General features: G+C 66.8%; 25 protein-coding genes and 1 pseudogene. 14 read left to right on the top strand and 12 right to left on the bottom strand.

The annotated features are described in order from the left end of the window. Nucleotides 1-15: 15 nt before the first annotated feature. Nucleotides 16-1,401: a KamA family radical SAM protein gene (locus GJV26_RS17235; RefSeq protein WP_155709911.1), complete on the bottom strand. Its 1,386-nt coding sequence runs from the start codon at nucleotides 1,399-1,401 to the stop codon at nucleotides 16-18. Nucleotides 1,402-1,582: 181 nt separating this feature from the next. Between GJV26_RS17235 and GJV26_RS17230 the strand changes: the two genes are divergently transcribed. Both GJV26_RS17230 and GJV26_RS17225 read left to right on the top strand, forming a co-directional pair. Further along, a complete protein-coding gene (locus GJV26_RS17230) occupies nucleotides 1,583-2,047 on the top strand; it encodes a cache domain-containing protein (RefSeq protein ID WP_155709910.1) in 465 nt (154 codons plus the stop codon). Nucleotides 2,048-2,082: 35 nt separating this feature from the next. After that, on the top strand, nucleotides 2,083-3,762 hold the full coding sequence (locus tag GJV26_RS17225; protein WP_155709909.1) for a methyl-accepting chemotaxis protein: 1,680 nt from the start codon (nucleotides 2,083-2,085) through the stop codon (nucleotides 3,760-3,762). Nucleotides 3,763-3,792: 30 nt separating this feature from the next. Here the strand turns inward: GJV26_RS17225 and GJV26_RS17220 are convergent, their stop codons facing one another. After that, entirely contained in the window at nucleotides 3,793-4,368 is a 576-nt protein-coding gene (locus GJV26_RS17220; RefSeq protein WP_155709908.1) for a DNA-3-methyladenine glycosylase, read from the bottom strand. A gap of 205 nt (nucleotides 4,369-4,573) precedes the next feature. On the opposite strand from GJV26_RS17220, the gene GJV26_RS17215 reads away from it, so the two are divergent. From GJV26_RS17215 to GJV26_RS17195, 5 genes are all read left to right on the top strand, one after another. Next, the gene (locus tag GJV26_RS17215) at nucleotides 4,574-5,434 is read left to right on the top strand and encodes an HDOD domain-containing protein (protein ID WP_155709907.1); all 861 of its coding nucleotides are present in this window, start codon (nucleotides 4,574-4,576) and stop codon (nucleotides 5,432-5,434) included. A gap of 28 nt (nucleotides 5,435-5,462) precedes the next feature. Continuing rightward, on the top strand, nucleotides 5,463-6,656 hold the full coding sequence (locus tag GJV26_RS17210) for a hypothetical protein (protein ID WP_155709906.1): 1,194 nt from the start codon (nucleotides 5,463-5,465) through the stop codon (nucleotides 6,654-6,656). A gap of 119 nt (nucleotides 6,657-6,775) precedes the next feature. Further along, complete coding sequence (locus GJV26_RS17205; protein WP_155709905.1) at nucleotides 6,776-8,752, top strand: CocE/NonD family hydrolase; 1,977 nt, start codon at nucleotides 6,776-6,778, stop codon at nucleotides 8,750-8,752. Between the two features lie 59 nt (nucleotides 8,753-8,811). After that, complete coding sequence (locus GJV26_RS17200; protein WP_155709904.1) at nucleotides 8,812-10,017, top strand: tetratricopeptide repeat protein; 1,206 nt, start codon at nucleotides 8,812-8,814, stop codon at nucleotides 10,015-10,017. A gap of 158 nt (nucleotides 10,018-10,175) precedes the next feature. After that, on the top strand, nucleotides 10,176-11,174 hold the full coding sequence (locus tag GJV26_RS17195; RefSeq protein WP_155709903.1) for a serine aminopeptidase domain-containing protein: 999 nt from the start codon (nucleotides 10,176-10,178) through the stop codon (nucleotides 11,172-11,174). Between the two features lie 6 nt (nucleotides 11,175-11,180). On the opposite strand, the gene GJV26_RS17190 is transcribed toward GJV26_RS17195, so the two are convergent. Together GJV26_RS17190 and GJV26_RS17185 are read right to left on the bottom strand one after the other, a co-directional pair. After that, complete coding sequence (locus tag GJV26_RS17190; RefSeq protein WP_155709902.1) at nucleotides 11,181-11,744, bottom strand: RNA 2'-phosphotransferase; 564 nt, start codon at nucleotides 11,742-11,744, stop codon at nucleotides 11,181-11,183. Nucleotides 11,745-11,805: 61 nt separating this feature from the next. After that, on the bottom strand, nucleotides 11,806-13,011 hold the full coding sequence (locus tag GJV26_RS17185; protein WP_155709901.1) for a lipase family protein: 1,206 nt from the start codon (nucleotides 13,009-13,011) through the stop codon (nucleotides 11,806-11,808). A gap of 110 nt (nucleotides 13,012-13,121) precedes the next feature. Between GJV26_RS17185 and GJV26_RS17180 the strand changes: the two genes are divergently transcribed. Further along, the gene (locus tag GJV26_RS17180; RefSeq protein ID WP_155709900.1) at nucleotides 13,122-14,207 is read left to right on the top strand and encodes a helix-turn-helix transcriptional regulator; all 1,086 of its coding nucleotides are present in this window, start codon (nucleotides 13,122-13,124) and stop codon (nucleotides 14,205-14,207) included. Here GJV26_RS17180 and infA read toward each other — a convergent pair. Further along, entirely contained in the window at nucleotides 14,182-14,442 is a 261-nt protein-coding gene (gene infA / locus GJV26_RS17175) for a translation initiation factor IF-1 (protein ID WP_155709899.1), read from the bottom strand. The two genes, GJV26_RS17180 and infA, sit on opposite strands and share 26 nt — an antisense overlap. Before the next feature lie 446 nt (nucleotides 14,443-14,888). On the opposite strand from infA, the pseudogene GJV26_RS30725 reads away from it, so the two are divergent. From GJV26_RS30725 to GJV26_RS17160, 4 genes and pseudogenes are all read left to right on the top strand, one after another. Further along, a pseudogene (locus GJV26_RS30725) lies at nucleotides 14,889-14,987 on the top strand (TetR family transcriptional regulator); the annotation flags it as partial. Nucleotides 14,988-15,038: 51 nt separating this feature from the next. Further along, the gene (locus GJV26_RS30470) at nucleotides 15,039-15,161 is read left to right on the top strand and encodes a hypothetical protein (RefSeq protein ID WP_260114806.1); all 123 of its coding nucleotides are present in this window, start codon (nucleotides 15,039-15,041) and stop codon (nucleotides 15,159-15,161) included. A 33-nt stretch (nucleotides 15,162-15,194) separates the two neighbouring features. Further along, nucleotides 15,195-15,425 carry a hypothetical protein gene (locus GJV26_RS17165; RefSeq protein ID WP_155709898.1) on the top strand — a complete coding sequence of 77 codons (231 nt, stop codon included), beginning with the start codon at nucleotides 15,195-15,197 and terminating at the stop codon, nucleotides 15,423-15,425. Between the two features lie 54 nt (nucleotides 15,426-15,479). Continuing rightward, a complete protein-coding gene (locus GJV26_RS17160) occupies nucleotides 15,480-15,737 on the top strand; it encodes a hypothetical protein (protein WP_189441641.1) in 258 nt (85 codons plus the stop codon). Here the strand turns inward: GJV26_RS17160 and GJV26_RS17155 are convergent. Both GJV26_RS17155 and GJV26_RS30465 read right to left on the bottom strand, forming a co-directional pair. Then, nucleotides 15,712-16,218 (bottom strand): DNA-deoxyinosine glycosylase, encoded by a 507-nt coding sequence (locus tag GJV26_RS17155; RefSeq protein ID WP_229419334.1) that lies wholly within the window; start codon nucleotides 16,216-16,218, stop codon nucleotides 15,712-15,714. The two genes, GJV26_RS17160 and GJV26_RS17155, sit on opposite strands and share 26 nt — an antisense overlap. Before the next feature lie 43 nt (nucleotides 16,219-16,261). Next, nucleotides 16,262-16,396 carry a hypothetical protein gene (locus GJV26_RS30465; RefSeq protein WP_260114805.1) on the bottom strand — a complete coding sequence of 45 codons (135 nt, stop codon included), beginning with the start codon at nucleotides 16,394-16,396 and terminating at the stop codon, nucleotides 16,262-16,264. A gap of 190 nt (nucleotides 16,397-16,586) precedes the next feature. Here GJV26_RS30465 and GJV26_RS17150 point away from each other — a divergent pair, with 190 nt between their 5' ends. Further along, a complete protein-coding gene (locus GJV26_RS17150) occupies nucleotides 16,587-17,537 on the top strand; it encodes a DMT family transporter (protein ID WP_155709896.1) in 951 nt (316 codons plus the stop codon). Continuing rightward, nucleotides 17,534-18,022, top strand: a complete 489-nt coding sequence (locus GJV26_RS17145) for a GNAT family N-acetyltransferase (protein ID WP_155709895.1) — start codon at nucleotides 17,534-17,536, stop codon at nucleotides 18,020-18,022. Before GJV26_RS17150 ends, GJV26_RS17145 begins: the two co-directional genes overlap by 4 nt. Nucleotides 18,023-18,277: 255 nt before the next feature. Here the strand turns inward: GJV26_RS17145 and GJV26_RS17140 are convergent, their stop codons facing one another. The 5 genes from GJV26_RS17140 to hutG are packed head-to-tail and all read right to left on the bottom strand — an operon-like array spanning nucleotide 18,278 to nucleotide 23,832. Continuing rightward, a complete protein-coding gene (locus GJV26_RS17140) occupies nucleotides 18,278-19,798 on the bottom strand; it encodes an ABC transporter permease/substrate-binding protein (protein ID WP_189441643.1) in 1,521 nt (506 codons plus the stop codon). After that, complete coding sequence (gene hutI / locus GJV26_RS17135) at nucleotides 19,795-21,042, bottom strand: imidazolonepropionase (RefSeq protein WP_155709894.1); 1,248 nt, start codon at nucleotides 21,040-21,042, stop codon at nucleotides 19,795-19,797. The genes GJV26_RS17140 and hutI overlap by 4 nt, the downstream gene beginning before the upstream one ends. Then, the gene (locus GJV26_RS17130) at nucleotides 21,039-21,644 is read right to left on the bottom strand and encodes a HutD/Ves family protein (RefSeq protein ID WP_155709893.1); all 606 of its coding nucleotides are present in this window, start codon (nucleotides 21,642-21,644) and stop codon (nucleotides 21,039-21,041) included. Before GJV26_RS17130 ends, hutI begins: the two co-directional genes overlap by 4 nt. Beyond that, nucleotides 21,641-23,020 (bottom strand): formimidoylglutamate deiminase, encoded by a 1,380-nt coding sequence (locus tag GJV26_RS17125; RefSeq protein WP_189441645.1) that lies wholly within the window; start codon nucleotides 23,018-23,020, stop codon nucleotides 21,641-21,643. The genes GJV26_RS17130 and GJV26_RS17125 overlap by 4 nt, the downstream gene beginning before the upstream one ends. Further along, nucleotides 23,017-23,832 (bottom strand): N-formylglutamate deformylase, encoded by an 816-nt coding sequence (gene hutG / locus GJV26_RS17120; protein ID WP_155709891.1) that lies wholly within the window; start codon nucleotides 23,830-23,832, stop codon nucleotides 23,017-23,019. Before hutG ends, GJV26_RS17125 begins: the two co-directional genes overlap by 4 nt. Nucleotides 23,833-23,834 lie beyond the last annotated feature (2 nt).

The following is a 23,834-nucleotide window of genomic DNA, read 5'->3' as shown; positions in this document are numbered from 1 at the left end:
CTGGCGTGCCCATGCTCAGGCGGCGTTGCTGCTGGCGCCGTCGCGTGCGCGGGTGATCGGGATCACCTTGCGCGCCTGCGGTACGGGCTGGGCGTCGTCGCCTTCCTCGAAGAAGAATTTTTCCTTGCCAAAGGCCGGCTTCAGGTGATCGAGCCAGGTTGCCTCGGGATCGTATTTCGCAAAGAACGGCTTGCGCACCCAGTCCGGATTACGGGCCTGCAGGAACTGCAGCGCGAACAGCTTCTCGCCGTTGATCGTGACCACGCCGTCGATCGCCACCTTGCCGGGGAACGCGCTCATCGACGGGCCGCGCACCGTGCGCGCCAGGCCGGACACCATCTGGTAAGCCTGCTGGAAGATTTCGTGCGCGCGCGCCAGCGGCAGCTGGAAATACTCGCTCGGACCGGTATCGCGCTCGACGAACATGTAGTACGGGATCGCGCCCAGGCGCACGCCGGTGCGCCACAGTTCGGCCCAGCTGTGCGGATCTTCATTGATGTGGCGGATCAGCGGGCCCTGCATGCGCAGCGTGGCGCCGGTGCCGACGATGCGCTTGACGGCCGCCTGCGCGATGTCCTGGCGCAGTTCCACCGCGTGGTTGTAGTGGCCCATGATCGCCAGGTTCTTGCCGCTGGCGACCACCTTCTCGAACAGGCGCAGCAGATCGTCCGCATCCTTGTCGGTAACGAAGCGCTGTGGCCAATACGCCACGGACTTGGTGCCGATGCGGATGTTCTGGATGTGCGCCATTTCCGGCGCCAGCAACGGTTCGATGAACTCCGCCAGCGAGCGCGTGTTCATGATCATCGGGTCGCCGCCGGTGATCAGCACGTCGGTCACTTCCTCGTGCGACTTCAGGTATGACACCAGCTCGGTGGTTTCCCTGGCATCGAACTTCATGTCTTCCATGCCCACGAACTGCGGCCAGCGGAAGCAGAACGTGCAGTAGGCATGGCAGGTCTGGCCGGCGCTGGGGAAGAACAGCACCGTTTCCTTGTACTTGTGCTGCAGGCCCTTGAGCACGTGGTCGTTCACGCGCGGCACGTTGTGCGTCATCTGGCCGGCCGGGTGCGGATTCATGCGCATGCGGATCTTGTGCACCAGCGCGGCGATGGCGGCGTCGTCCTGCTTGACCATTACCAGGTCGCGCAGCTGGCGGTATTCGTCCACCGGCAGCATGTCGCGGTGCGGGAACACGAGGCGGTAGATCGGATCGTCCGGCACGTTGCGCCAGTCGATCAGGTTCTCCAGCACGTATTCGTTGGTGCGGAACGGCATCACGTGGGACACCACCTGCACGGCTTCCTGCTGGTCCGGCGGCAGCCATTGCCACTGGCGGGCCTGGCGGATGCTCTGGCGGGTGTAGGGCTTGAATTTTTGCGGGGCGAATTGGGTCGTCATTTTTATCTCCTGGAAAAGGAACCCACATCGTAGGCCGCTGTCCAGCAGTGCGTGTTGCTGAAACTCAATATCCCTGTGGAAACTCTGCGTCGCTGCTCTTTACACTTTGCGCTAGCGCAATTTCCTATGAGCAGCATCAGCGCACAATGTTTTGACCGTAACCAACCTCGAGGAGCTCCTCATGAAACAAGTACTGATCCGCAGCATGGCCTGCCTGTTGATCGCCGGTGCCAGCGCCGGCGCCTTCGCCAACAACGAACCGACCGAAAAAGACGCGATCGCGATGGCCGAGCGCGGCGCCGCCTTCCTCAAGGCGAACGGCAAGGAAGCGCTGATCAAGAAACTCAACGCCAAGGATCCGGATTTCGTGCAGGGCGAACTGTATGTCGACATGCGCGACATCAATACCGGCATCGTGGTGGCGCATCCGATCAACCCGTCCATCGTCGGCAAGAACCTGACCGACGTGCCCGATGCCAGCGGCAAGGTGTATCGCCGCGAAATCATCGAGCTCGCGGCAAAGAAAGGCAAAGGCTGGGTCGACTATATGTACAAGAACCCGGTCAGCGGCAAGATCGAACCGAAGACCACGTACATCCTGCGGGTCGGCGACGTGGTGCTGGAAGCCGGCATCTATAAAAACTGAGTTGCAAACCGTCCCGTCGTCGAGCAGGAGTCGTCATGCTGAATAAATTACGTATCGGTCCCAAACTGCTGCTGGCACCCAGTGTCGTGCTGGTCCTGCTGGTGGCGATCACCGCCTGCGCCTGGTTCGGCATGGTGCGCCAGAACGCATCGCTGGAAAACCTGGTGCAGGTGCGCGCGGCGCGGCTGAAGGCCGTGGCCGACATCGCCGGCGAAGCCAAGTTCGCCCATGCCAACATCTACCAGTTGCTGGCATGGGTGAACGGCAGCTTCGCCAAGAGCCGGCTCGACGAGCTGACCACCGCGATCCACTCCCGCCACCGCAGCATCGAGCAGCACCTGGTGCAGCTGGCGCGGGTGTCGGATCCGGAAGAACGCAAGCTGGTCGACGCCTCCAGCCACGCGCTGATCGCCTACCGCAAGGGCGTGCTGGAAACGATCGAGATAGCGCAGATGGACCAGTCGATCGCCACCAATTCGATGCAGAAGGCGGAGCGCCAGTTCGTGCTGCTCGAAGGCGACCTGCAGCGGCTGGCGGCGCTGGAAAAATCGCTGTCGGAAACGGCGCATGCCGATGCCAAGGCGGAGTTCCGCCAGCTGGGCATCGCGATGGCCGCCCTGTGCGTGCTGTCGGTGGCGCTGTCGCTGCTGGTATCGATGCTGGTGCGCGCGGCGTTGCTGCGCGATATCCGCTCGATCGCCGACGTGGTGCGCAGCCTGGCATCGGGCAGGCTCACCACGGCCAAGCCGAACGACGGGCGCGACGAGATCGCCGAGACCTCGCGCGTGCTGGACCAGAGCATTGCCAACCTGAACCAGACGCTGCGCACGATCCGCGGCGCGGTGCAGTCGATCGACACGGCGTCGCATGAAATCGCGGTGGGCAACCTCGACCTGTCCAGCCGTACCGAACGCCAGGCCGGCTCGCTGGAAGAAACGGCCAGCGCGATGGCCACGCTGACGACGGCGGTTCGGCAGAACGCCGAGAATGCCCGCGAAGCCTGCAAGCTGGCCGCCACCGCCAGCTCGATGGCGGAGAAAGGCGGCGCAGCCGTCTCCCAGGCGGTGACCACGATGGAGTCGATCCGCGCCAGCTCGCGCAAGATCGTGGAAATCACCGGTGTGATCGACAGCATCTCGTTCCAGACCAACATCCTGGCACTGAACGCGGCCGTGGAAGCGGCCCGTGCCGGCGAACAGGGCCGCGGCTTCGCCGTGGTCGCCAGTGAGGTCCGCACGCTGGCGGCCCGCTCGGCCTCCGCCGCGAAGGAAATCAAGGAGCTGATCGCCACCTCGGTATCCACCATCGACGACGGTGCCGAGTCGGTCAGCCTGGCCGGCCGCAGCATGGGCGATATCGTCTCGTCGGTGCAGCAGGTGAACCACATCATCGGCCGCATCAGCGCGGCCAGCGCGGAACAGGCGCAGGGCATCTCCGAGGTGAACCAGGCGGTGGGCCAGATCGACGACGTCACGCAGCAGAACGCGGCCCTGGTCGAAGAAGCCGCCGCCGCCGCGGAAAGCCTGCAAGAACAGGCGGTAAACCTGTCGCGCGCCGTGGCCGTGTTCGAGCTCGATGCCGGCGTGGAGGGGGTGGACCGGCCGGCACGCGCGGCCAGGCCGCCTGCCGGCGAGCGCCGCGCGACCGACAGCCGGATGCGCGGCCAGCTGGAAGCGCCCCCGGCCGGCAACGCCCGCCGCCAGCATCGCAGCTGACGCAGTACACGGCCTTGAAAATTCCTGCTTCTAGCGGAACGGCTTGCTCAGGTAAGGCGAGCGGGCCACGCCGAAGCGCCACGGCGTGTCCATCGCCTTCGAGATACCGATGCGGGGGCCGGCCGCCACCGGCAGGTCCGGCGCCACGGCATCGCGCGGCAGCAACTGGAACGGCGGCAGCGCCAGCGGCTTGCCGTTGTGCTCGCGCGTGATGCCCAGCGCCTGGCACACGCGCCCCGGACCGGAGGTGAGCAGGCGCGGATCGTCGAGCTTGCGCCGCGCCGCCATCGTTTCCAGGCCGTGCAGCGGTTCGATCGCACGGATCAGCACGCCGGCGCCATGGCCCTCTTCCCGGCACACGAAGTTCAGGCACCAGTGGATGCCGTACGAGCGGTACACATAGGCATGGGCGGACGGGCCGAACATCGCGGCGTTGCGGATGGTGGGGCCGTTGTAGGTGTGCGAGGCGGGGTCCTCGCGGTCGTAGGCCTCGGTTTCCACGATGCGGCCGCCGACTCCGTCGACCAGCACCGTGACACCGATCAGCAGCCGGGCCACCTCGTGCGATGGCGCATTGAAGTCGATTCCTGCCAGATAAGTAGTCATGCCGCGATTCTAGCGCCGGCCCGCGAATGGCAGCGCCGGGCTCGGCGGTGTTGACTTCATGGCAAGCGTAAACTGTTCATTTCGCTATCGAAGCGGCGCGTGGCGGCAACACCCGTACCCCCGTCCTGAACAAAAACCGGTCAAAAATGATATTGCCGTATCGAAACAGTGGATAATGGCACGTTCGCCGTTCCCTTTTCCGACCATGACCACAGCAGCAGCCCCCGCCAGGGACCTTACCGTTGAAGACGCCCTGCTGCGTTCGATCCGCATTCCGCCGCGCCCGAGCATGCTGGTGGACCTGCAGGGCGAGCTGGCCGAGGACGATCCGTCGCCGCGCCGCATCGCGCGCATCATCGGCAGCGACGTGGGCATGTCCGGCGCGCTGCTCAAGCTGGCCAATTCGCCGTTCTTCGGCGCCGCCCGCAAGGCCAAGTCGGTCGAGCAGGCGATCAATTTCTTGGGCCTGAACCAGTGCGCGGCCCTGCTGACGGGCCTGCTCGCCCGGCAGGCCATCGACGGTAGCGACGGTTCATTGAACCAGTTCTGGGACACCAGCGCGCGGCGCGCCCAGTCGCTGGTGTTCATTGCGCGCCGGCTGCGCCTGGCGCCGCCGGATATCGCCCACACGTTCGGCCTGTTCTGCGACATCGGCGTGCCGCTGCTGATGGACCGCTTCCCGGATTACGCCGATACGCTGGCCGTTGCCGCGCATGACGCCTCGCGCAGCTTCACCGAGGTGGAAGATGCGCGCCACAGCACCAACCATGCAGCGATCGGCTGCCTGCTGGCACGCAACTGGGGGCTGTCGCCGGATGTGTCCTGGGCCATCCTGCACCATCACGACTACGCGGTGCTGGACGACGACGCCACCGACGACGCGATCCGCTCGCTGGTGGCCGCCTCGGTGCTGGCCGAACGGGGGATTGCGCGCTACCATGGCAACCACGATTCACTGGAGTGGGAAAAAGGCGGCGAACCGGCCTGCCGCCACCTCGGCCTGGATGCCGGGGAGGCTGAAGACCTGCTCGAGGAATTGCACGACACTTACCACATCGATCACTGACGATGCCCGCCCGGGCATCGGGAAACCCATGCCCAAGAATAAGAAACCCGTTCCCCGCAAATCCGCCGCCCCGGTGGAAGAAGACGCCGACGAAGCGCAAGTCGCCGCGCTGTGCACGCTCGCGCTCGAACTGGCCGAGCAGGAAGACAGCGACACGCTGGGCGATGCGCTGCGCCAGAAGGAATTCGACTTCCAGCGCCTGCTGCGGCGCTACCTGAACCAGAACCGCGACGACGTGCTGTATGGCGCGATCGACCAGGCCAGCCACGAAGACATCGGCGCGTTCCAGATGCTGCGCGGCGCCATCGAGGAAGCGGCGGCCAGCGTGCCGATCCGCCGGGAGAATGCGCCGGCGCTGGAAATCGACGTGTTCGCCATTCCCGTGTTCGTCGGCAGCACCGGCGGCCTGGTGGAAACGGAAGGGTTCCAGGACGACGCCGCCTACGATGCGCTGCTCGACAGCATGAAGAGCGCGGGCCTGGAAAGCCCGAAGGCCAGGCTGGTGCTGCTGCGCCACGCGTTCGACGCGGCCGAGGCGAGTCGCATCACCTACAGCCAGCTGCACACGATGGCGCGCGAAGCGTCCGCCATGCTGGGCAACAAGAAAGTGATCGACGCGCCGGCGCTGGAACGCAGCATCACGGGCTGGATCGGCGCCACCTTCGGCCCCGACGACACGGCGGTCGAACTGCGCTTCCTGGTCGGCTTTTCGCAAAAGCATGCCGACGATCCGTTCTACGTGCCGCCCGCCGGTGAACAGGCGGCCGAAGACTGGTTCGAGGCAAGGATGGAACGCTACCGCCGCTGGACGGAAGACGCGGCGCCGCTGGTGCAGCGCCTGCTGGCGCCGGCCGGCCGCGCGTTGCAACTGAACTTCCTGTACCAGGACCTGTTCTTCGGCGCGCGTGCCCAGGGGCTGGCAGAACAGGCGATGCTGGCGCTGATGGCCACGCTGGGTGCGGCGCTGGCCGAGCATGACGGTCCGGCGCGCGCCGTGATCGGACCGGCGGACGTGAAGGGCGACATGGTGCTGCGCGTGCAGGTGTACGGGAACGGGAATCTCCTGGCCACCGGCGAGCGCCCGCTCGAGCTGGGCAGCGATCTCGCGGTGGAAGTGGACGACGTGCGCGATGCGCTGGCCACGCTGGGCATCGACGACGTGGCCGTGGCCGCGCGCTTCGATGCGCAGGGCAACCCGGTCGACCCGCAGCCGCTGGATTGATGGCAACGGCTGGCCGGCAGGAAACACGCAGGCGCACCGGCGGGGCTTGGCCGTCCGGCAATTCGGCTACACTGGCACGCTCATGTGTTCACCGAATGAAGGAAACGATGTTCCGACCGATGTCCCGCCTCGCCCCCGTTGCCCTGTCCCTGCTGCTCGCGTTCGGCGCCACCCATGCCGCCGCGCTGGAGGTCCACGCGAGGGATATTCACGACGATGCACCGGCAAAGGAAGCCAGGAGCGACCTGCGCGAGCGCTACACGAAGTATGAATTCCAGATCCCGATGCGCGACGGCGTGAAGCTGTTCACGGCGGTCTACGTGCCGAAGGACACGGGCCGCAGCTACCCGTTCCTGATGCAGCGCACGCCCTACAGTGCCGGCGTCCACGCGGATGACCAGCTGCACTACGGCGTGAACTACATGCCGAAGCAGATCGGACCTTCGAAGGAATTCGAGGACAGCGGCTACATCTTCGTGAAGCAGGATGTGCGGGGCCGTTTCATGTCGGAAGGCAAGTGGCAGGAAATGACGCCGCATGTCAACGCGCGGCGCGCGGCCGGCGAAGGCAACGAGAGCCAGGACATGCACGATACCGTCGACTGGCTGCTGAAGAACGTGCCGAACAATAACGGCAAGGTCGGCATTCTCGGCATCAGCTACCCCGGCTTCTATACGTCGGCCAGCATCATCGATTCGCACCCGGCGATCAAGGCCGCGTCGCCGCAGGCGCCGGTCACCGACCTGTACATGGGCGACGATGCCTACCATGGCGGCGCCTTCATGCTGGCCGCGAACTTCGATTTCTACGCCGCGTTCACCGAAGAACCGAACCCGACGCCGCTGCCGAAAACGTGGGGCGACTTCGACTACGGCGTGCCGGACGGCTACGATTACTTCCTGCACCGGCTCACGCTGTCGAACATCGCATCGAGCCTGTCGGAAAAGCAGCGCGTGCTGTTCGCGCCGATGATCGAGCACACGGCCTACGACGAGTTCTGGAAAAACCGCAACATCGCGCCGCACCTGAAGAACGTGAAGGCGGCCGTGCTGACGGTGGGCGGCTGGTACGACGCGGAAGACCTGCAGGGCCCGTTCACCACCTATCACGCGATCGGGAAACACAATCCGGGCACGTTCAACGGTCTCGTGGTGGGCCCGTGGGTACACGGCGGCTGGGCCGGCGGCGATGGCAGGAGCCTGGGCCGCGTGCAGTTCGATGCCAATACGGGCGAGCACTTCCGCAAGGAGATCCAGTTCCCGTTCTTCGAGCAATACCTGAAAGGCGTCAAGCCGGGCAAGCCGATCGCCGAAGTGACCGCCTTTGAAACCGGCACCAACGTGTGGCGCCAGTACACCGCCTGGCCGCCGCAGGGGGCCAAACCGCGCATTTTGTACTTCGGCGCGAACGGCGGGCTGGGCTGGCAAAAACCCGCCACCGAAGCCGACCGCGACAGCGGCTACGACGAATACGTGAGCGATCCGAAAAAGCCGGTGCCGTTCGTCGGCTACCCGGCCACCGGCGTGCCGAAGGAGTACATGGTGTCCGACCAGCGCTTCGCCGCCACCCGGCCCGACGTGCTCGTCTACCAGACGGCGCCGCTGCAGGAGGATGTGACGATCGCCGGCCCGGTCACGCCGAAGCTGTTCGTCTCCACCAGCGGCACCGATGCCGACTGGGTGGTGAAGCTGATCGACGTGTACCCGAACGAATACCCCGGCGACGGCGAGGAACGCAAGCGCGGCAAGGATGTGCCGCCGCCGCAGGCCACGATGGCCGGCTACCAGCAGCTGGTGCGCGGCAATCCGCTGCGCGGCAAGTTCCGCAACAGCTTCGAGCGGGCTGAGCCGTTCGTGCCGGGCAAGGTCGAAGCCGTGAATTTCCACCTGGGCGACGTGCACCACACGTTCCGCCGCGGCCACCGCATCATGGTGCAGGTGCAAAGCTCGTGGTTCCCGCTGATCGACCTGAATCCGCAGACGTTCACCGACATCGCCAAGGCCGGGCCGGAGGATTTCAGGAAGGCGACGCAGCGCGTCTACCACGCGCCCGAAACGCCTTCCGGCCTGCAGTTGCTGGTGCTGCCGTCCCGCTGAAAACGGTGCTTTGACAAGCAAAACGGCGGGGAGGATACTGCCCGTAAGGAGGGAGTGCCATGGTTGCTTCCTTGCCACGGGCCGCGTTTTTCGCACTGGTCCTGCTTGTTTCTTCAATGTTCTCCGGCTGTGCAACGGCGCCTCGCCCCGAGGCGCCGCCGGTGGCGCTGTTCGCCGATCACCTGTTCGGCCCTTCCACCGCCACGCTCACCGAAGAACAGATCTTCGGCCTCACCCCGGCGATGCGGGATTACGCGCGCGAGGTACAGCGCCACCGCCGCGGCCGCGAAGTGCGGCGCGCGCTGTTCGAAGCGCTGTACCAGCGCGACGGCCTGCAGCTCGAATACGATTCAGCGATGACGCGCACCGCCTCCCAGGCGTTCGAAGCACGCCAGGGCAATTGCCTGTCGCTGGTGATCATGACGGCGGCGCTGGCAAACGAGCTGAACATTCCAGTCGTGTTCCAGGACGTGCCCGTGGACGCGGCGTGGAGCCGCAGCGGCGACCTGTATTTCAACAGCGGCCACGTAAACCTGAAACTCGGCCGGGCGTTGCGCGAAAGCGTGAGCAGCTACGACAGCGCCAGCTACATGGTGGTCGACTTCCAGCCGCCGCCCGATGGCAAGCTGCCCGAAGGCACGGCGATCGGCCGCCACACCGTGGTGGCGATGTTCATGAACAACCGCGCCGCCGAGGCGCTGGCGCGCGACCGTTTCGACGATGCCTACTGGTGGGCGCGGCAGGCGGTGGCCGCCGATCCCGCGCTGCTGTATGCGTACAACACGCTGGCCATCGTCTACCGCCGCCATGGCGACGCGGCGCTGGCCGAACGCACGCTGCGCTGGGCGCTCGAGCGCCAGCCGAAGAGCACGATGGTGTTGAACAACCTGGCCCAGCTGATGGAAGCGGTCGGCCGCAAGGACGAAGCGGCGGTGCTGCGGGAAAGGCTGGCGCGGCTGCAGCCGGAAACGCCCTTCCATTACTTCAACCTGGGCCGCAAGGCGATGGAAATGGGCGACTATCGCCGCGCCCGCCTGCTGTTCGAACGCGAACTGCAGCGCGATGCGGACTACCATGAATTCCACGCCTGGCTGGCCGCCGCCCTGTGGCAGCTGGGCGAATACCGCCGTGCCGACCAGCACATGAAAAAGGCCATGGCGGGCAGCACCACGCGGGCGGACCATGCGCTGTATGCCGCCAAGCTGGACCGGCTGCGCGCCCATGCGGCGCGGCCCGCGCCATCGGGAACGGTCGAACGCCAATAGCGTGCCCCGCCTTGCCAGCTGCCGGTTGCCAGGTAGCGACCAGCCCGGCTCGGCCTCGGCGGGCCCCGCCATGGCCGTTTTAGCGGAACGAAACAATCTTTAGCGAAAACGCAACAGCATGCGCGACGTGCCGCTGCGTTTGGCGGTAGACTTGGCTCATGAGTACTTCGAGAAAAGTTGCCGCCGCCGTCGGCGTGGTCGGTTTCCTTTGGGCTGGCATGGTCTCCGCGATCGCGGCCGGCCAGCGCAAGCTGCTGTTCAATCCCACGCTGGTGCGCGAAGTGCAAAGCCCGCGCAGCAGCGCGCATCGCACGCGCGCCGTGGTGCTGCGCGCGCATGACGGCACGCGCCTGGCAGGCTGGCTGATGACGCCGCACACGCCGGGCCCGCACCCGGCCGTGGTCTACTTCGGCGGGCGCTCCGAGGAAGTGTCGTGGGTGGTGCGCGATGCCGGCAGCCTGTTCCCCGGCATGGCCGTGCTGGCCATGAATTACCGCGGCTACGGCGATTCGCGCGGCGAGCCCGGCGAGGAACACATGGTCGAGGACGGCTGCATGCTGTTCGACTGGCTGGGCGGCCGCAGCAACGTGGACAGGCAGCGCGTGGCCGTGGTCGGCCGCAGCCTCGGCTCCGGCGTCGCCGTGCAGGTGGCGAAGGAACGCTCCGCGCACTCGGTGGTACTGGTCACGCCATACGACTCGATCCTGGCGCTGGCGCAGCGCAAGTTCCGCGGCATCCCGGTGAGCTACCTGCTGCGCCACCGCTTCGAATCGATCAAGTACGCATCGCTGCTGTCCGCGCCCACCTATGTGCTGCGCGCCGCCACCGACGACGTGGTGCCCCACATGCATACCGATGTGCTCGTGGCCAAGCTGATGCGCGTGCACATGGACGAGACGATTCCCGAGTCCGACCACATGAACATTCCCTACCTGCCGGCCACGCAGCAGAAGATCGCGCAGTTCCTGACCACGCAGTTCATGCAGCCGCAGCCGCCCATGCAGCCGGTCATGCAGCCGGTCCTGCCGCCGCTCGGGCAGCCGCTCTTGCAGCCGACCCTCCAGCAAGAGATGGCGCCGCTGATGCAGCCCATCATCCAGCCCGCCATCCAGGCAGCTGCGCAGCCGCTGCCGGACGATACGCCGACCGCGGCGTGATCCCCGCTACCGGGCGGTGCCCGGAAAATCGATATACCGCACCGGCACCGCATCGGTGAGCCACACGCCGTTGTCGGCGCGATGGAAGACATGGCCCAGCGCATGGAGCGCGCCGGCGCGGATCTCGAGGACCACCGGCACGCCGTAGCGCGCGCCGACCCTCGTCGCCGTCTCCCGCTCCGTCGACAGGTGCACGTGCCGCCGCGAACCCGGCCGCAGGCCGGACTGGCGGATCGACGTGACAAAGCGGCTGGCGGTGCCGTGGTACAGCACGGCTGGCGGCGCTTCCGCCGGCAGCGCCAGGTCGACGGAACGCAACGAATGGCCCTGGCTGGCGCGAATGCGCGTGCCGTCCGCGCTGAACGCGAAGCGCTGCTTGTCGTTCGTGGCCACCAGCTCGTGCAGCGCTTCGGGCGCGATCGGGGTACCGTGCCGCGCCGCCTTGTCGAGCAGCTCGGCAACGTCGGCCCAGCCGTGTTGATCCAGCGCCAGGCCGATCGTGTCGGGCGCGTGGCGCAGGATCAGCGAGAGGAAGCGGCTGGTGCGTTCTTGGGCATTGCGGGCGGGCATCGGGAGGGAGCGATTCGTTGGCGCTGCCCGCGATGATAACCGGTGTAGCCGACAGCCGGTGTTACTGCGCGGCGCAGTTGTCGGGCGCCGCCTTGCCGGCGAAGCGGTCGGCGAACCAGGCCGGCAGCCGCCGCGCCGCCTCGGGCACCACCGCCGTGTGGTCGAGCCCTTCGAACGCGTGGTAATCGACCGCGCTGCCGGCGCTGCACAGCGCGGTGCGTTCGCGCAGCGTGAGGCCGGGCGGCGTGGTCGTATCCGCCGAACCCTGGAAGATCGCGAACGGCATCGAACCCTTCGGCGCGAAGTCGTCCACCGCCGTCATTGCCTGCCACCACGGCGAGCCGGGCACCAGTGCATCGGGCTGGTAGGCATCCCGCACGCCGGCCGCCGCGCTCCACACGTCGAAGCAGCCGTTCGCCAGCACGGGCAATTGCTCCATGGCGTCCGGCGCCAGGAAGTCGCGATACTTCAGGTCGGGGAAAGAGGCCTGGATGCCGGGCAGCGTGGAGATCACATAGCCGGCATTCTCGGCGGTCGTCATGGAATTGAGCGTGAGATCGCGGATGCGCACCGCCGGCGCGATCAATGCCGCACCCAGGCCGGTGAATTCGGGCGCGTAGCCGGCGGCGATGCTTTCCGCCCACATCGTGGTCTGCCCGCCCTGCGACCAGCCATACATCACGTAGCGGTTCGAAGCCCGTGCGCCGGGGAAGTTGCGGGCCACGCGCAGCATGTCCAGCGAGGCCCGCGCGTTCGGCTGGCCGGCCATGTAGAAGGCCGGCCCCGGCAGGCCCAGGCCGGGGTAATCGCTCATCGCCACGACATGGCCGCGAGCCAGCAGCGCGCCGAGCGCGGGCACGCGCTCATGGCCGCCCTCCTTTGCGCTGCGGCGCGAAGGCGCGCAGGCATCCGCCAGCCCTGCCGTTTCGTGGTTCCACAAGACCACGTCGCGGCGTTCGCCGCCGGCGGCCGGCGGCAGGTAGATCTCGCCCGACACGTAGGCGAGCCGGCCCGGCGCGATTTCGGACACGTAGACGACATTCCAGCCTGCCGAACCCTTCGGCGCGTCGGTGCGTTTCTGCGCCTGGAGGATATCGCCGGGTTGCGCACCGGCCGGCGGCGCCCCGTAGACGTTCCACAGATCGGTGCCGGCCGTGGCCGGCGTGAGCGTGACGGCGCCCGCGCCGCCGGCTGCCAGGCAGCATGACAGCGACAACATCGGCAGCAGCCTGCGCAGGCGCTGTTGCATCGTGGTGGTGAAGTTCATTCCGTCTCCTGTATGGTATCGTTGAATATCAGGCAATCTGATATCAAGACCATCATACGGCGCACCTTGCGGCCACGGACCTCCGCAAATGCGGAGGGGAATGGAACAATATGAAACAGGACTGGACCACGGGCATCCGCCCCGGCGGCACCCTGCCGCTGGCGCTGCATGCGGACTTCAGCGCCTGCCTGCTGGAGCTTGGCACGCTGGCACGGCATGCCCGCACGGACATGCTGGTGCGCGACGCATTGCTGGCATGGCGCCGGCTCGTGCCGTTCGATGCGGGATGGTGGGGCGAGGTGGCGGCCGATCGGCCGCGCAACCTTCTGCACGGCAGTATCGGGCTGGATGCCGAATTCGCGGACGAATGGAACCGCCTGATCGCCGCGCAGGATACCTTTGCGCAGGGCTCGATGGCACAACCCGGTACGGTGTTTCGCGCCAGCGGCGGCTACCGGGGCCCGCCCGGCGCCATCGCCGACTTCATCGACCGGCACCGCCTGCACGCGATCATGGCAATCACGGTGGCGCTGCCCGGCAGCGGGCTGCAATTTTTCATCGCGCTGTACCGCCATGACCCGCACGACGGCTTCGGCGATACGGAGGGGGCGCTGTTTGCCGAGTTCACCCGGCACCTGGTGCAGGCGTGGCGGCACCGGCTGGCGGACCTGCGCATGCCCGGGCCGCTCGACGCGATGGCGCTATGCGACCGGGAGGGCCGCCTGTGCTATCTCGGCCGGCGGATTGCCGCGCTGTTCAACAAGCAACTGGGCGAGCGACCGCGGGGGCCACTGCGTGGCCCACCAGGCGGACGATCACACGGGCCATCGGATGGCCATGAGGGTATTTGGCGCGGAACGACGTTGCCGCCCGCGTTGATCGCGGCGCTGCATGATGCGCCGCGTTGTATCCGGTTTGCCGGCGCGAGATTATCGCTGGAACCGGTTGGCGAGCTGGTTGCTGTCTCGCTGTCAGTCAATGCCCTGGCGCTGACGCCGCGCGAGCTCAGTACTGCGCTGCTGTTTGCGCAAGGACTGTCGTACAAGGAAGTCGCGCGAGTGCTGGCGCTGTCGCCGGCAACGGTGCGGACTTACCTGAAAACTGCCTACGCGCGCCTGGAAGTGACCAACAAGGTGGCGCTGATTGGCGCGCTCAATAGTGCAACGTCGATCAACGACGACGCTGGTGGTGCGTAGGCGCTGGGCCACGCTTTTCGATATGACGGAACGTGATGCGACCTTTGTTCAGGTCGTAAGGCGACATTTCCAGCGTCACGCGGTCACCTGCGATGATGCGGATATGGTTTTTCTTCATTTTGCCGGAGGTGTAAGCGATCAGCTTGTGACCGTTGTCGAGATCGACACGGAAGCGCATTTCCGGCAGAATTTCCGTGACGAGACCATTCATTTCGATCAGTTCTTCTTTAGCCATATTTCCTTTCGATTGTGCCCGCAGAACGCGGACGGATGCTGCGGTAACTGGTGAACTACAGGAAGAGCACACTCCGCAGAAGCGTATACCACATATGTGGGCGAAGTGGAGAAAAAAAAGCCCGCTTGCTGCGGGCTTCGTTTCAATGTGCTGCCAATGCTTGTATCGCTGTTTCAGCCCATGCTATCTGCGTGGTGCGAAACTCCGGGGCGCCCAGGACAATCTGCCTGGTGCGGCCGGCGTGTAAATCCGACAAAGTGTGGAACGACAACCCAGCAGGCGGTTCAGCAGCTTCAAGCCCAATGGCTCGCAGTACCTTACCCAGCCGCGTCACAGCATTACACTTGCCTGTTCGCGTCGCCTGCCTCACTCGATGTGAATGAACCCACCGAGAAACGAAGTATAGCACAGAACTCTTTGTGCGGCGCACAAAATTATGCTGAGAAATTTGTAGTGCTTTCCGCAGCCCCGGCCGGCGGCTCGCCGAGCTGGCCGGTGTCGCCCCGGCCAGTGTCTACCGCCGCTTCGTCAGCAAGGATGCGTTGATTCAGGCGGCGCTGCTGTCGATGCTTCGGCGCAGCCGGAGCGAGATATTCGTGGTTGCGGCCGGCGAAACGCTGCCGGACACGGCGCTGCGCCTGATGCGGCTGCTGTTCCGGCAGTACCGGCAGCATCCGCGCCTGATGAGGGCCCTGTCGCGTTACCTCGATTCGGACTAGGATGCCGAATTCGTTGCCGAAGCGCGTGCGGTCGTGGCCGCCAACCTGGCGTTGCTGGTCGAACCGTTGCTCGTGCATCGCGGGCAGATCGGCCATGCGGACCCGCAGGCGGCGCTGCGCTTTGCATTGCTGCAGGCGCTGACGTCGATCGAGGCGATCGCGCTGGAACCGTATTCGCTATGGCATATCGCGCTGGCCGCTTCGGATGAGAAACTGGCCGGACGGTTTGCGGAGGCGTTTGTGGCTTATCTTGCGCGGCGCTGATGGTCCAGGCTATAACCTGTATGGCGCCGCCCGCCTTTTTATCCGGAGAATACCGTGCCCACCAAAAACATGGATACCTACGAAATCGAGTTCACGGGCGAAGCGCTGGAGGGTACGGAGCAATGGGGAGCATACGTGGCGATATTCGCACCCTCCGCCAACCCGATGCATATGACAGTCGTTCATCCGAAACGACGCGTTTCGGCGGACAGCATCTTCCTGGACCAGCATGCCGCCGAGGCCGAGGCCGAGCGCGTTGCATTGACCATGGTGGACGGCTTGCGCTCTAGGCAGGTTCATCCTGCCAGCTGATCAGCTTCTTCCATGCCGCCAGTTTCTGGTCGAATGTCACGCTCGCATGTGCCGGCGATGAGGATGGCAGCACGACGGTGCGATAGCCCTGCGCCGCGAACTGTGGCGCGAACTTGCCGGAAGCCTGCCCGTTGAACCCCACCGTTTCCAGTCGCGGACACAGGTGATGCAGCCGGTCGAAATCGTTCGCCGCCGGCGAGCGGATCGCGGAATCGAGGCTCCCTTCCCGCTCGCAGGCACCCAGCACATCCCACAGGCCGATGCGGTGCGCCAGCAGCCGCGGCAACCTTTCACTGTAGGGCAATGACGCCAGGTCCTCGCCGGCCAGGGCGGAGACGAGCCGCCAGAAGTGGTTGCGCGGATGCGCGTAATACTGCTGCGCCGCCAGCGACGCGGCGCCGGGGAAGCTGCCGAGGATCAGGATGCGGATGTCGGGATCGATGACCGGCGCCAGGCCGGTCAGGAGCGGTGGAGATGCCATGCGGCGCATTGTAACGCCGGCTGCCGGCAATGCCGCCTGCCGGTCAAAGCGGCGATGGCAGCCGGAGGATGACCGTGTGCAACGGCAGCACGCCATCGCCGCACATCACGAGGAACGCTGTCAGCGCGGCAATGTAGCCGAGCAGCGAGACGACTTTCCATTGCAGCGTCCAGTTCATGACACGATCCTTGGCAAGACGGATTTTTTCAATCGTAAATGCGTTTTTTGCACCTTCCTTGTCGCTTCTCTATCTGTTGAGGCGAGTCAAGTGGCATGGGTGTGGTAACAACACCTCGCAACACCCCACGATATCGGTCTTTTTTTTGATGCTCCAGGGCAAGCGTTGCGATACGCCGTATACTTGCCCGATGTCCTCTCCCGTTCTCTTCGCCATCGCCTGCCTGATCTGGGGCTCCACGTTCTGGGCCATCACCTTGCAGCTGGGCGACGTGCCGCCCGCCGTGTCCGTCGTGTACCGTTTCGCACTGGCGTCCGCCGTGCTGTTCGCTTGGTGCAAGCTGCGCGGCGACAGCCTGCGCCTGCCCTGGCGCGCGCAGCGCTGGACGATCGTGCAAGGCTGCGCCACGTTCGGTCTCAGCTACATCTGCACCTACACTTCCGAGCAATACCTCGTATCGGCGCTGGTGGCCGTGCTGTTCGCGCTGATGGTGTTCTGGAACCCGATCCTGAACCGCATGGTCCTCGGCACGCCGCTGACGTTGCGCACCTGGGTGGCGGGAACGGTTTCCGTGGTGGGGGTCATCCTGCTGTTCTCGCAATCGATCGGCGGCGCCGTGCGCGAGATCCTCGCCGGCGGCGACGGCCGCTTCCTGCTGGGCCTGGTCCTGGCGCTGGTCGCGACGGTGGCCAGTTCCGTCGGCAACGTGCTCGTGGTGAAGGTGCGCGAGCAGGAATCCAACGTGCTGCTGACGATGGCGTGGGGCATGCTGTGGGGCACGCTGCTGGTGGTGCTGTGGATCGCCGCGACCGGCCAGTCGTTCGTGTTGCCGGTTTCGGCGCGCTACTGGGGCGGGCTGCTGTATCTTTCGCTGTTCGGTTCGGTGATCGCGTTTGCCTGCTACTTCACGCTCATCGACCGGATCGGCTCCGGCAAGGCCGTGTATATCGGCGTGGTCACGCCCGTGATCTCGGTGCTGCTGTCGATGCGCCTGGAAAATTTCCGCCCCGGCATGATCGAATGCCTGGGCATGCTGCTGTGCCTCGCCAGCGTGGCGTGGGCATTGAAGGCGCCGGCGCCGACGCGTGCCGTCGCCGCCGAACCCGAATTCGAATTCGAACCGTTGAAGAAAGCCTCATGAGCCAGCTGCACATCCGCCCCGCCCGCCCCGACGACGTCGCCCCGATCCTCGCGATGATCCGCGAACTGGCCGTCTTCGAAAAACTGGAACACATGGTCATCGCCGACGAAGCGATGCTGCACGACGCCCTGTTCGGCGCGCGGCCGCCGTGCGAGGCGATCGTCGGCGCGGAGCCGGATGGCGAGGTGGTGACGTTCGCGCTGTTCTTCCATAACTTCTCCACCTTCCTCGGCCGCAAGGGCCTGTACCTGGAAGACCTGTACGTGAAGCAGGACCGCCGCGGCTCGGGCCATGGCAAGCGCATGCTGTACGCCCTGGCCGCGCTGGCCGTGGAGCGCCAGTGCGGCCGCTTCGAGTGGTCGGTGCTGGACTGGAACGCCAATGCGATCGCCTTCTACGAAAAGATGGGCGCCGCCGTGCTGCCCGACTGGCGCATCTGCCGCGTAACCGGCGACGCGCTCACCGCGCTGGCCTCCAACGGCTGAGTTTTCCGAGCTGTCGCACGTTTGCGCTGCGTCAGTAAATGTCCTGGGGCCAGGCCCCAGGAGATTTACTGAGATTTATCAAGCCTGTCTCGGAGCGTGACACGGCCAGCGAGCGCGAAAAAAAGCCACGCGGCATTGGCGGCGTGGCGGGAACCCAGTGTCAATTGGGAGGGGAGAATCAACGGATTCAATATAGTGCGCACACCCCCGCCGCTGCCCTGCTTTTACAAATGCTTACCAGCCGGCGGCCGTCCCTCACGCGCGCCGCGCGGCAACCAGCCGCCGCTCCAGCAATTCGAACAACCCCTGCGTGATCAGCGCCAGCGCGGCGGCCGGCAGCGCGCCGGCCAGCAGCATCGTGTTGTCGTTCAGCGCCAGGCCGGTGGTGATGCGTTCGCCGTAGCCGCCGGCGCCGATGAAGGCGGCGATGGTGGCGGTGCCCACGCTCATCACGGCCGCCGTCTTCACGCCGGCCAGGATCACCGGCAAGGCCAGCGGCAGGTCCACGCTCCACAGCCGCTGGCGCGCCGTCAGCCCCAGGGCCAGCGCGGCTTGCCGCAGGCCGGGCGGGATGCCGAGGATGCCCGTGCACGTATTGCGCACGATGGGCAGCAGCGCGTAGACGAACAGCGCCACGAGCGCCGGCACGGTGCCGATCGTGCCCAGCAGCGGGATCAGCATCGCCAGCAGCGCCAGCGACGGCACCGTCTGCAGCATGCCCGTCAGCGCCAGCACCGGCTGGCGCAGCCCCGGCCGGAACGCGGCCAGCACGCCGAGCGGCACGCCGGCAATGCACGCCAGCAGCACGGACAGCGCCACGAGCATCACATGCTGGCCCGTCAGCCGTGCGAGATCGGAACCGAACAGCACGCCGGCCAGCGAGCGCGCCGTTTTTTCCCGGTCCCCCGCGGTATCGGCAGCCGGTTGCGACGAGGCCGCCGCGCCCTGCCGCGCCAGCCAGCGCCGCGCCACTTCGGCGAACGGCTGCGACTCCAGTTCCGCGGCGGCGTTCATGCCGATCATGTCGCGTTCGGTGATCTTGCCTTCCAGCTGCCCGATGGCGCGCCATGCCCGCGGAAAGCGCTGCGCGGTATCGAGGCGGTACAGCAGCACCGCGTCGTAGCGCGGGAAGTAGGCGCGGTCGTCGCGCAGCACGGTCAGGCCGTAGCGGGCGATCTTCGCATCGGTCGAATAGATGTCGATGACGTCCACCTGCCGCGCCGCCAGCGCTTCATAGGCGATGCCGTGATCGAGGCCGCGCGGCTGCTGCGGCAGGCCGTAGCGGCGCGCCAGCCCCGGCCAGCCGTCGGTGCGGCCGATGAACTCGTGGGAAAGACCGAAGCGCATCTCCGGGTGGCGACCGAGATCGGACAGCGTGCCGATGCCCGCATCGCCGCGCACCGCCAGCGCGTAGGTATTGTTGAAGCCGAGCGGCACGGCGATGCCGAAGCCCAGCGCCGCCAGCTCGCGGCGGATCTGCGCCAGATTCGTCGGCGTGTCGTGTTTGAGCACTTCCTGGTCGATCGTGCCCACGTATTCGGGGTACAGGTCGATGTCGCCGTTCTTCAGCGCCGCCAGCACGATCGCCGTGTTGCCCAGCCCTTGCCGGTGCTCGACTTTCACATGCGGCGCCGCCGTCTGCGCCACCACCTCGGCGAGGATGTACGATTCGGTAAAGCGCTTCGAGCCGATGCGCAGCGTGCCCTGGTCTTCCGGCGCGGACCAGGCAAGCGATGCGAACAGCAACAGGAACGCCGCAAGAACGGCCGCCCTCACGCGGGCACCGCCGGTGCGCGCCACACGCCGCCGTTGACGACCGCGGCGCAGGGATTGAAGCCGATCGCGTAGCACAGGTCCGCCGGCCGGGCGACCCGCCACAGCGCGAAATCGGCACGCTTGCCCACGGCCAATGAACCAATCTCGCCGTGCAGCCCGAGCGCGCGCGCCGCGTGGACGGTGGCGCCGGCCAGCGCTTCCTGCGGGGTGAGCCGCCACAAGGTGCAGGCCATGTTCAGCGCCAGCAGCAGCGACGTCATCGGCGAAGTACCCGGGTTGTTGTCGGTGGCGACCGCCATCGGCACGCCGGCCGCGCGCAAGGCCGCGATGGGCGGCGGCGTCGTATCGCGCAGGAAGTAATACGCGCCGGGCAGCAGCACGGCAACGGTGCCGCTTGCCGCCATCGCGGCGATGCCCGCCCCGCTCACATGTTCCAGGTGGTCGGCGGACAGCCCCCGATAGCGGGCCACCAGTTCGGCACCGCCCCCGTCGGACAGCTGCTCGGCATGCAGCTTGACAGGCAGGCCCGCGCGGCGCGCCGCTTCGAACACGCGCTCCGTTTGCGCCGCCGTAAAACCGATGCGCTCGCAGAACGCGTCGACGGCATCGACGAGCCCCTCGGCCGCCAGCGCCGGCACCATGCCGCACACCGCGTCGATATAGTCGTCGGCCCGCTCCGCGTACTCGGGCGGCAGCGCGTGCGCGCCCAGGAACGTGGTGGCGACGCGCACCGGCAGCACCTGCCCCACGCGCCTTGCCACGCGCAGCATCTTCGCTTCGCAGGCCTCGTCGAGGCCATAGCCGGACTTGATCTCCAGCGTGGTCACGCCCTCCGCCAGCAGGCTGCGGATGCGCGGCAGGCTCTGCGCGAGCAACGCTTCCTCGCTGGCGGCGCGGGTGGCGCGCACGGTGGACATGATGCCGCCGCCGGCACGGGCGATGTCCTCGTAGGTGGCGCCGTTCAGGCGCGCTTCGAATTCGTCGCTGCGGTTGCCGGCATGGACGATGTGCGTGTGGCAGTCGATCAGCCCCGGCGTAAGCCAGCAGCCGCCGCCGTCGCGCTCTTCACGGGCGCTGCCGTGCAGCGCCGCTTCGGCGCGTGGGCCGAGCCAGGCGATGCGCCCGCCGCGCACGGCGATCGCGCCGTCGCGGATGGTTCCATAGCCTTCGTTTCCGTCATGTCCCGCATCGCCGGCCAGCGTGGCCAGGTGCACGTTCTCGATCAGCAGGTCCCATCCACTCATTCGGCCATATCCTCATCCTTGTCGTGATCGGGGATGATATCAACAATATAGACGGTGGCACGGGGCGCCTCCAGCATCCACGTGTGTTCGCGGTCGAGCACCACGGCGTCGTACAGCACCATCGACATGCGCTCGCGCTCGCTGTGCACGGTGAGCGCGTCGCCTTCGGCCAGGAACAGCACCGTCAGCGCGCTGCGCCGCTCCAGCTCGGAATAGTCGCGGAACACGCGGCGTTCCACCTGGTGCGAGCAGCGGCCACGGCGCGTCATCACGTTGAAATCGACGGTGGGGGTGCCGTCCACGGTGGCGGAAACAGGCATCTCGCCGGGAAAGGCGACCACCGGTTCGCGGTCGCTGAGCGCCACCTTGCGCTCGTTGCCCACGTCCAGCACGACACTGCCGCCATCGACCAGCGACAGCGTGCGGTCCACGCCGGGGAACAGGGAAAAGGGGCCGCTCTGGGCGATCGTCGCCAGGCTGATGCGAAAGTCGAAGTCGTCCAGCGTGGCGCCGGGCGGCGACGCGAGGATTTCGGTGGTGCACCCGCCGCCGTTCTTCCAGGGGGTGGGATGCAGGCTTGCATACTGTATCAGCGTTGTCATGATCGCAGCTCGCGCAGGTTGGCCAACGTTTCCTTGAAGCGCGCGGCGATGGCCGCCTGCGCCACGTGTTCCCGGCCACGGACCACCCACCGTCCGCCGGCCAGGACATCCTTCACCAGGTTGTCGTTGCCGCTGAAAATGAACCCGTTCAGCAGCTCGGGCGGCGCGGACACGTTCGGATGCGCCTCATCCAGTACCAGCAGGTCGGCGGCGTATGCCGGCGCCAGCGCGCCCACCTGCCGCCCCGAAGCCTGCGCGCCCCCTGCCAGGGCGGCACGCCACAAATGATCGCCCACGCGGCGTTCGCGCGGCATCGCGGGAGACAGCGCGACATTGCGCCGCCGCGCCGCCAGCCGCTGGCCGTATTCGAGCCAGCGCAGTTCCTCGACCGGGCTGGTCGACACGTGGCTGTCGCTGCCGATGCCGAACCGGCCGCCCTGCGCCAGGAACGGGGCCAGCGGGAACAGGCCGTCGCCCAGGTTCGCTTCCGTCGTGGGGCACAGCCCGGCGACGGCGCCGCTGGCGGCCATGCAAGCCACTTCATCGGCCTCCACATGCGTGGCGTGCACGAGGCACCAGCGCTCGTCGACCGGCAGATTATCGTACAGGAACTGCACCGGGCGGCGCCCGCCATGGTCGATGCACTGCCGCACCTCGGCCTCCTGCTCGGCGATGTGGATGTGCACCGGCCGCCCTGGCGGCAGCGCCGCCAGCACTTCGCGGATCTGCGCCACCGATGCCGCCCGCAACGAATGCGGCGCCACGCCAACTTCGACCATCGTACCGCGCAACGGTTCCAGCGCGGCGGCGATCGCCAGGATTTCCGCCGGGCCGGTGCGGAAGCGGCGCTGTTCGCTGCGCAGCGGCGCGTCGCCGAAACCCGCATAACTGTAGAGCACCGGCAACATCGTGACGCCGATGCCGGCCTGGTGCGCGCCGGCGATCACGCGCCGGGCCGTCTCGGCCACATCCGGGTATAACGCGCCATCGGGCGCACGGTGGACATAATGGAACTCGCAGACCGAGGTGTAGCCATGGCGCAGGCATTCCACGAACAGCTGGGCGGCGATGGCTTCCATCTGCCCGGGCGCGATGCCCAGGGCGAAGCGGTACATCAGGTCGCGCCAGGTCCAGAAGCTGTCCGGGTTCCGTTCATCCGCACCGGCGATTTCCGTCAGACCCGACAGTGCGCGCTGGAAACTGTGCGAATGCAGGTTGACCATGCCGGGCAGAACATACTCAACCTGTTCGATACCCAGGGGCGGCGCGGTCCCGGCCGCCACCCCGGTGAAACGGCCATCGCCATCCCATTCCAGCAGCACGTCGCGCCGCCAGCCGTCGGGCAGCAGCGCGTGCCGTGCGAACAGGGCGCTCACGCCCCGCTCCCCTCTCGGGCCCAACCGGCGGCCGCCTGCAGCATTTGCCGGAGCACCGGCTGCACCCGCGCCGCCAGGTCGGGGCGGTAGCCGAACGGCGCGCTTTCATCCATGTAGGTGCCCTGGCACATTTCCAGCTGCAGCGCGTGGAGGCCGGCGCCCGGCTGGCCGTAGGTGCGCGTGATGTGGCCGCCCTTGAAGCGGCCGTTGACGGCGATCGTGTAGCGGCCATCGGCCCGCGCCACCGCGGCCACGAGGTCCGTGAGCGCCGGATCGCAGCTGGTGCCGTCGGCGCTGCCGAAGTTCAGGTCCGGCAGCCTGCCTTCGAAGAAGCGCGGCACGATGGAGGCTATCGAATGCGCTTCCCACAGCACCACCTTGCCGTGCGCGGCCAGCAGCCGGTGCAGCTCCGCCTGCAGCTGGTCGTGGTACGGCTGCCAGTACAGGGCCAGGCGGCGCCGCACTTCCGCGTCGTCCGGCGTCCGGCCCGGCTGGTACAGCGGTTCGCAGGCGAACGTATCGAGCGGGCACAGGCCGGTCGTATCCTGCCCCGGGTACAGGCTGGTGTTGTCGGCCGGGCGGTTCAGGTCGATCACGTAGCGCGACCAGTGCGCCGCCAGCGTCGAGGCGCCCAGTTCGCGCGCGAAGCCGTACAGCTCGCGCAGGTGCCAGTCCGTGTCCGCCTTTTGCAGCGCGGCGGGCGTCATCGCGGCGGCCACGTCGTCCGGAATGCCGGTGCCCACGTGGGGCATCGAGACCAGCAGCGGCATCGTGCCCGCCTCGAAGTGGAAATCGGTGCTCGAAGTCTCCATGC

The sequence above is a fragment of the Pseudoduganella dura genome (genome assembly GCF_009727155.1).
GTDB lineage: Bacteria > Pseudomonadota > Gammaproteobacteria > Burkholderiales > Burkholderiaceae_D > Rugamonas > Rugamonas dura.
The sequence above is the reverse complement of the archived record's forward strand: the minus strand, read 5'-3'. Positions and strand labels throughout refer to the sequence as shown.